The organism is Burkholderia sp. Ac-20384 (assembly GCF_017104605.1).
In the GTDB taxonomy this organism is placed as follows: domain Bacteria; phylum Pseudomonadota; class Gammaproteobacteria; order Burkholderiales; family Burkholderiaceae; genus Burkholderia; species Burkholderia lata.
Window position 1 is genome coordinate 1 of record NZ_JAAGPE010000403.1, and the last position, 6,768, is coordinate 6,768.

Consider the following 6,768-nt stretch of genomic DNA (forward strand, 5'->3'; position numbering starts at 1 on the left):
TCCGGCACGCTGACCTTCATGGTCGGCGGCAGCGACGCGGATTTCGAGCGCGTGAAGCCGGTGCTCGCGGGCATGGGCAAGAACATCGTCCACTGCGGCGCGACGGGGATGGGGCAGGTCGCGAAGGTCTGCAACAACCTCGTGCTCGGCATCTCGATGGCAGCGGTGTCGGAGGCGATGTCGCTCGGCGTCGCGCTCGGTATCGACCCGAAGGTGCTGGCCGGCATCGTCAACACGTCGACGGGCCGCTGCTGGAGCTCGGATACCTACAACCCGTATCCGGGCGTGATCGATACCGCGCCGTCGTCGCGCGGCTACTCGGGCGGCTTCGGCACCGACCTGATGCTGAAGGATCTCGGCCTCGCGAACGATGCGGCGAAGCAGGCCCGCCAGCCTGTTTATCTCGGCGCGCTCGCGCAGCAGCTGTACCAGACGATGAGCAGCCGTGGCGACGGCCAGCTCGATTTCTCGGCGGTGATCCGCCTGTACCAACCGGCAACGAAGAAGGACGCGTGATGATCGAACTGGACTACGTCGACGACGGCGCGATCGCGTGCGCGACGCTCAAGCGTCCGCCCGCGAACGCCTTTACCGCCGACGGGCTGCGGCAATTGCAGGAAACCGTCGCCGAACTGAATGCGAACCCGCGCGTGCGCGCGCTGGTGATCACCGGCGACGGCCCGAAGTTCTTCAGCGCGGGCGCCGACCTCAACACGTTCGCCGAAGGCGACCGAGCGGTGGCACGCGCGATGGCGTCGCGCTTCGGCGCGGCGTTCGAGGCGCTGCACGACGCGCGCGTCGTGACCATCGCGGCGATCAACGGCTATGCGATGGGCGGCGGGCTCGAATGCGCGCTCGCGTGCGACCTGCGGATCGCGGAGACGCATGCGCAGATGGCGCTGCCCGAGCCGTCGGTCGGCCTGCTGCCGTGCGGCCTCGGCACGCAGACGCTGCCCTGGCTCGTCGGCGAAGGCTGGGCGAAGAAGATCATCCTGACCGGTGCGCGTGTCGACGCAGCCACGGCGCTGCGGATCGGCCTCGTCGAGGACGTCGTGGAGTCGGGCGCCGCGCGTGATGCGGCGCTGGCGCTCGCGCGCAACGTCGCGCGGCAGAGCCCGCACGCGGTCGCGTACAGCAAGGAGCTGATCGGCCTCGCGCGCCGCGGCGTGCCGCGTAGCGCGGCGCTCGCGGTCGAGCGCGAACGCTTCGTCGACCTGTTCGACACGAACGATCCGCGCGAAGGCGTGGCCGCGTTTCTCGGCAAGCGCGCGCCGCAGTGGAATACGGACGGAGAGCCGCAACGATGAGCACGCCGGTGACGAATCACGACGCGTTCGCGGAGCACGCCCCCGAGGTGCTGTTCCGCGTGGTGAATCGCGTGGCGCTGATCACGCTGAACCGGCCGGCCGCGCTCAACGCGCTGTCGTACGCGATGATCGGCGAGCTGGCCGCGCTGCTCGAGCGCTGCCGCAATGACGACCAGATCGTCGCGGTCGTGCTGCGCGGCGCGGGCGAGAAGGGTTTCTGCGCGGGCGGCGACGTGCGCGCGCTGTACAAGTTGGTCGCGCAGCGCGAAACCTGGCTGCCGTTCTTCGTCGACGAATACCGGCTCGACTACGCGATCCATACGTTCCCGAAGCCGGTGGTCGCGCTGATGGACGGCGTGACGATGGGCGGCGGCATGGGCCTCGCGCAGGGCGCGGCGCTGCGCGTCGCGACCGAGCGCAGCAAGATCGCGATGCCGGAGACGCGCATCGGCCTCGTGCCCGACGTCGGCGCGACGCATTTCCTGTCGCGCATGCCGGTCGAACTCGAGCTGTACGTCGGGCTGACCGGTGCAATGCTGTCGGGCGCCGATGCGCTGACCGCGAAGCTCGCGGATCTGTGCGTGCCGTCCGCGTGGCTCGACACGTTCGAGACGCGCATCGAAAGCGTCAAGTGGGAAGGCGATGCGCTGCCGTTGCTGCGCAAGGTGTTCGAGCCGCCGTGCAACGTCGTGCCGCACGCGGCGCTCGACGGCCAGATGCCGTGGATCGTGCGTCACTTCGACAAGCGCTCGACCGTCGAGCGGATCGTTGCAACGCTGACGCAGGATCTCGCGCGCGAGGAGTTGTCGCGCGAGCACCGTCAATGGCTGCAGGCGACGCTCGACGCGCTCACCGGGCATTCGCCGACGATGCTGTGCGTGACGCGCGAAGCACTGCTGCGCGGCCGCCAGATGACGCTGGCCGAATCGTTCCGGATGGAGCTCGGCATCGTCGCGCGCGCGATCGAGGAAGGCGACTTCTGCGAAGGCGTGCGCGCGCATCTCGTCGACAAGGATCGCAAGCCGCGCTGGGCGCCCGCGTCGCTCGTCGAGCTGCGCGCCGAACGCGTGCGGCATTTCCTCACGTCGCCGTGGAAGCTGTTCGCGCATCCGCTGGCGGCGCTGGGCGCGGATTGAACCGCCGGCACGGGGCCGGCAACCTGGAAGGCGGCGCTTGCTTCGGCATCCGCCGCTTTTTTATTTCGAGGTCGGCACGCATCCAGTGTCGGACTCGCATTCACACGCATTACCATCCGCTGCGTTAAATCACAACTGCCGGGAATGGATGAAAGTCTCAATAATAATTTCCGGATTCAAGGGTGATGGATGAGGTTTTTTTGCTTGCCATGGAATCGGCAAAACCATTAATATCGTCAAACAAAGTTTGATTGCCGTTGGTTCGATGATTTAAAGTCGCCGTATCGAAAATGTGGATGAAAATGACGCTATTCGATAAAAATCCGGGGTAAGCATGAGACAGAGGAGCTATTCCGGGCAGCGTGCGATGTTGCCTTCGTCCGGACGTTCCAATGGTGAGTACAGGCGCCGTCGCCGTGGCTGCCCGTCGATGGTTGACGGGGCAAGGCGCTGATCCGCCCCGGTTGCCGGGTTCCGCGAGATAAGTCACGAGTTCGGCTATCGGTCTGGACGTCTGTTGGCGTCCGGGTTCGTGGCTGCTGCTCGATTGGCGGCATTGGTGCATCAACTGCTTTTCCTGACGGATTCGTTCCGCACTCGGTATTTCAACGCGACTTTACCCGTGTGTCGCCGCGTCTTGATTTGATGCGTGAATAATGGATGATTGAATCCGGAATAATCACTCGATCTGTTTTCGATTCCGACATTTCACTTTCACTGCTAGTAATTACATTTCCATGCGGATTTGCCGAAGCCAGGCCGACAGCCGGGCCGCTTCCCGATGAAGACACTCGCGTATCTTGCCTGCCTGACCGCGGTCGGGCTCGTGCTGCGGGTTGCGGGCGTGCCGCACGGCCTGCTGCTCGGCGCGATTCTCGCCGCATCGATCGCGACCAGCCGGTTCGGTTTCGCCCCCAGGCTGCGCTTCGGCCTCGAGTTCGTGCAGATCGTGCTCGGCACGGCCACCGGCTTGCTGTTCAGGTCGTGGGACACGCAGATGGTCGTCTCGATCGTGCCGAGCCTGGGCGTCCTGCTCGTGTGCCTGGCCGCGCAGATCGTGGTCGGCAGTCTTTGGCTGTCCCGCGTCTCGGGCTGGAACCGGGCCGATTCACTGCTGGCCGTCTATCCCGGCGCACTCGCCGCGGTATTCGACCTGCTGGAATCCGAGCGCGCTTCTGCCAAGGTGATCGTCGTGCATCTCGTGCGGCTCCTGTCGATCACGGTCCTGGTCAGTTGTTTCATTCCGGCGCACGCGGGCGCGCCGCAGCAAGCGGCTGTCGCCGCATTGCCGGTCGACACGTGGCTGGCGCTGGCCGCGTTGGTGGCGCTGTGCGTGCTGGCCGGGCGGGCGTTGCTCGGGTTCGGTGTGCCGGCGCCGTTCATGATCACGGCCATCGTGCTGACTGGCGTATTCGTGCGCGCGGGATGGCTGCATGACGTCGAGGTGCCGGCGTGGTGCGTCGATGCGGCGTCGGTCATCCTGGGCGCGCTGATCGGCGCGCAGTTCCGGCAGATCACGCTGGCGGACGGGTTGCGATACGGCCGAACCGGCCTTGCGTGCATCGCGCTGATGCTGATGGTGGCCGGTGCGTTCGCGTGGGGGATGGCGCGGCTGTCCGGCTACGGGGTGCTGCCGCTGTGGCTCTCGTATGCACCCGGGGCCATCGAGACGATCACGATCGTCGCCTATGGCGGCGGTTTGAACGTCGTGTTCGTCCTGTCTCATCACCTGACGCGGCTGGTCGTGCTGCACTTCGCGCCGGCGGCACTCGCCCGCGCGCGCCGCCGGCGCATGCTGGCGATCGACGGCGGCGACGCGACGTAGCGCGGGCAGGGCGCAGATGTCGCCCCTACGGGCGCGGCACCGTGCGCAGTCCTGCCTATCGTTCGATCATCGGCGGAATCGCCTGCGCGAACGCGTCGATCACGCAGCGCGTCTTGCGCGGCAGGTAGCGCGTCTTCGGCCAGATCGCGTGGATGTCGCCTTCGCAGACGAAGCAGCGGTCGAGCACGACCGTCATCTCGCCGCGCTTCACGTAGTGGTCGAGCAGCCAGCTCGGCAGCCACGCGATCCCGAACCCCGACGCGCCGGCTGCCGCGATTGCCTGCACGTCGTCGAAGCTGAGCTGGTGCGGCATGTCGATCCGTACCGTCGAGCCGTCCGGCGCGCGCAAATCCCACGGTTGAATCACGCCCGAGCGTGAATACGCGATCGTCCGGTGGTCTTTCAGGTCGTCGAGCGTCTTCGGCATCCCGTAGCGGGCGAGATACGACGGCGCTGCACCGAGGCTGCCGTATTGCGTGCCGAGCCGCCGCACCGCGAGGCTCGTGCTGTCCGCGAGCGTGCCGATCCGCACCGCGAGGTCGATGCCTTCCTCGACGAGATCGACGAAACGGTCGGTGATCGACACGTCGATCCGCAAATGCGGATAGGTGCGCGCGAGATCGAGCACGATGGGCGTCACGCAGTGGTGCCCGAACGCGAGCGGCACGCTCAGGCGCAGCTTGCCGCGCGGCTCGTTGCGGCCGCAGTCGAGATCGGCTTCGGCCGCTTCCAGTTCCGCAAGCGCGCGCACGCAGCGGTCGTAGTACGCCTGGCCGTCGTCGGTCAGGCTCTGGCTGCGCGTCGTGCGCTGCAGCAGCCGCGCGCCGAGCCGCTTCTCGAGCCGCGCGACCGCCTTGCCGACGGCCGAACGCGTCATGTCGAGCCGCTCCGCGGCGAGCGCGAAGCTGCCCGATTCCACTACCTGGACGAAGGTCGTCACGCCGTCGAGTCTGTCGGTCATGGGAGGGGGGTGATTGAGTCCTGCAGTTCCCCAGTCTGGAGAAGTGTGTGCGTCAATGGGGATGGAAATTCTCACTATAGTACCGATTCCCGTCCAGCGTGCGTCGCCAGCCGCACGCGGCGAATCCTTCTTACCTGGAGGCGCGCGGCCCGTTGCCGGGCCGTGGCGCAATACGCATGACGCTATCCGACTCCCGCAGGAATGCGGTCGCACTTGCGGCCGTCTGTCTCACGTCGCTGATGTTCGGCCTCGAAATCTCGAGCGTGCCGGTCATCCTGCCGACGCTCGAACACGTGCTGCATGGCGATTTCAACGGCATGCAGTGGATCATGAATGCGTACACGATCGCGTGCACGACCGTGCTGATGGCGGCCGGCACGCTTGCCGACCGGTTCGGCCGCAAGCGCGTGTACGTGATCGGCACCGTGCTGTTCGGTGCGACGTCGCTGCTGTGCGGGCTCGCGCCGAACGTGCCGGTGCTCGTCGCCGGCCGGCTGTTGCAGGGCGCCAGCGGCGGCGCGATGCTGATCTGCCAGATTGCGGTGCTGTCGCACCAGTTCCGCGAGGGCCGCGAGCGTGGCCGCGCATTCGGGATCTGGGGGATCGTGTTCGGCATCGGGCTCGGGTTCGGGCCGATCGTCGGCGGCGCGATCGTCGCGCTGGCAAGCTGGCCGTGGGTGTTCCTCGTCCATGCGCCGCTCGCGGCCATCTCGCTCGTGCTGATCGGCGGCGCGGTGCAGGAGTCGCGCGATCCGCACGCGGGCAAGCTCGACGTGGCGGGCATCGTCACGCTGTCGCTCGCGGTGCTCGGCCTGGCGTTCTATATCACGCAAAGTGCGGAGCTCGGGCTGACCAGTGCTGCCGGCCTCGGCGTGCTCGGCGCGACTGTGGCGGCGCTGGCCGGCTTCGTCGTCGCGGAACGCGCCAGTGCGCGGCCGATGTTCGACTTCTCGGTGTTCCGGATCCGCGCGTTCAGCGGCGCGATCTTCGGTTCGATGGGGATGAACTTCAGCTTCTGGCCGTTCATGATCTACCTGCCGATCTGGTTCCAGGTCGCGCTCGGCTACGACAGCGTGACGGCCGGCCTCGCATTGCTCGCGTACACGTTGCCGACGCTGGTCGCGCCGCCGTTCGGCGAACGGCTCGCGCTGCGCTACGGGCCGGGTGTCGTGATCCCGGGCGGCCTGTTCACGATCGCGGCGGGTTTCGCGCTGATGCGGATCGGCAGCGGGGCCGACCATGCAAGCTGGATCACGATGCTGCCCGGCTGCGTGATCGCCGGCATCGGGCTCGGGCTCACGAACACGCCGGTGACCAACACGACGACGGGTGCGGTGCCGAGCTCGCGGGCCGGAATGGCGTCGGGCATCGACATGAGCGCGCGGATGATCTCGCTCGCGCTGAATATCGCGGCGATGGCCACGTGCAAGTCGTGCTGACGAAGCGGGACGGCTCCACGCTGCGCGCGCACGGCTATATCGGCGCCGGGCCGCCGGCCTATGCGCCCGATACCATGCCGGTGCGCGTGGTGTCCGACGA

General features: G+C 67.2%; 6 protein-coding genes and 1 pseudogene. 5 read left to right on the plus strand and 2 right to left on the minus strand.

What is annotated here, in order from left to right; translation table 11 throughout:
• The 3 genes from G3O00_RS38265 to G3O00_RS38275 form a co-directional block, all read left to right on the plus strand.
• Positions 1-516: NAD-binding protein (locus G3O00_RS38265; protein ID WP_206146112.1), on the plus strand; the 516-nt coding region annotated here is incomplete at its 5' end.
• A complete protein-coding gene (locus tag G3O00_RS38270) occupies positions 516-1,307 on the plus strand; it encodes an enoyl-CoA hydratase (protein ID WP_175015279.1) in 792 nt (263 codons plus the stop codon). The genes G3O00_RS38265 and G3O00_RS38270, both read left to right, overlap by 1 nt.
• Positions 1,304-2,443 carry an enoyl-CoA hydratase/isomerase family protein gene (locus G3O00_RS38275; RefSeq protein WP_206146113.1) on the plus strand — a complete coding sequence of 380 codons (1,140 nt, stop codon included), beginning with the start codon at positions 1,304-1,306 and terminating at the stop codon, positions 2,441-2,443. Before G3O00_RS38270 ends, G3O00_RS38275 begins: the two co-directional genes overlap by 4 nt.
• 157 nt (positions 2,444-2,600) lie before the next feature.
• Here the strand turns inward: G3O00_RS38275 and G3O00_RS38280 are convergent, their stop codons facing one another.
• Complete coding sequence (locus tag G3O00_RS38280; protein WP_206146114.1) at positions 2,601-2,933, minus strand: hypothetical protein; 333 nt, start codon at positions 2,931-2,933, stop codon at positions 2,601-2,603.
• 291 nt (positions 2,934-3,224) lie between these two features.
• Here G3O00_RS38280 and G3O00_RS38285 point away from each other — a divergent pair, with 291 nt between their 5' ends.
• The gene (locus tag G3O00_RS38285; RefSeq protein ID WP_206146115.1) at positions 3,225-4,268 is read left to right on the plus strand and encodes an AbrB family transcriptional regulator; all 1,044 of its coding nucleotides are present in this window, start codon (positions 3,225-3,227) and stop codon (positions 4,266-4,268) included.
• 55 nt (positions 4,269-4,323) lie between these two features.
• Here the strand turns inward: G3O00_RS38285 and G3O00_RS38290 are convergent, their stop codons facing one another.
• Complete coding sequence (locus G3O00_RS38290) at positions 4,324-5,229, minus strand: LysR family transcriptional regulator (protein ID WP_041493205.1); 906 nt, start codon at positions 5,227-5,229, stop codon at positions 4,324-4,326.
• Positions 5,230-5,405: 176 nt separating this feature from the next.
• Between G3O00_RS38290 and G3O00_RS38295 the strand changes: the two are divergent.
• Positions 5,406-6,647: pseudogene (locus tag G3O00_RS38295) on the plus strand (MFS transporter); the annotation flags it as partial.
• Between the last annotated feature and the right edge of the window lie 121 nt (positions 6,648-6,768).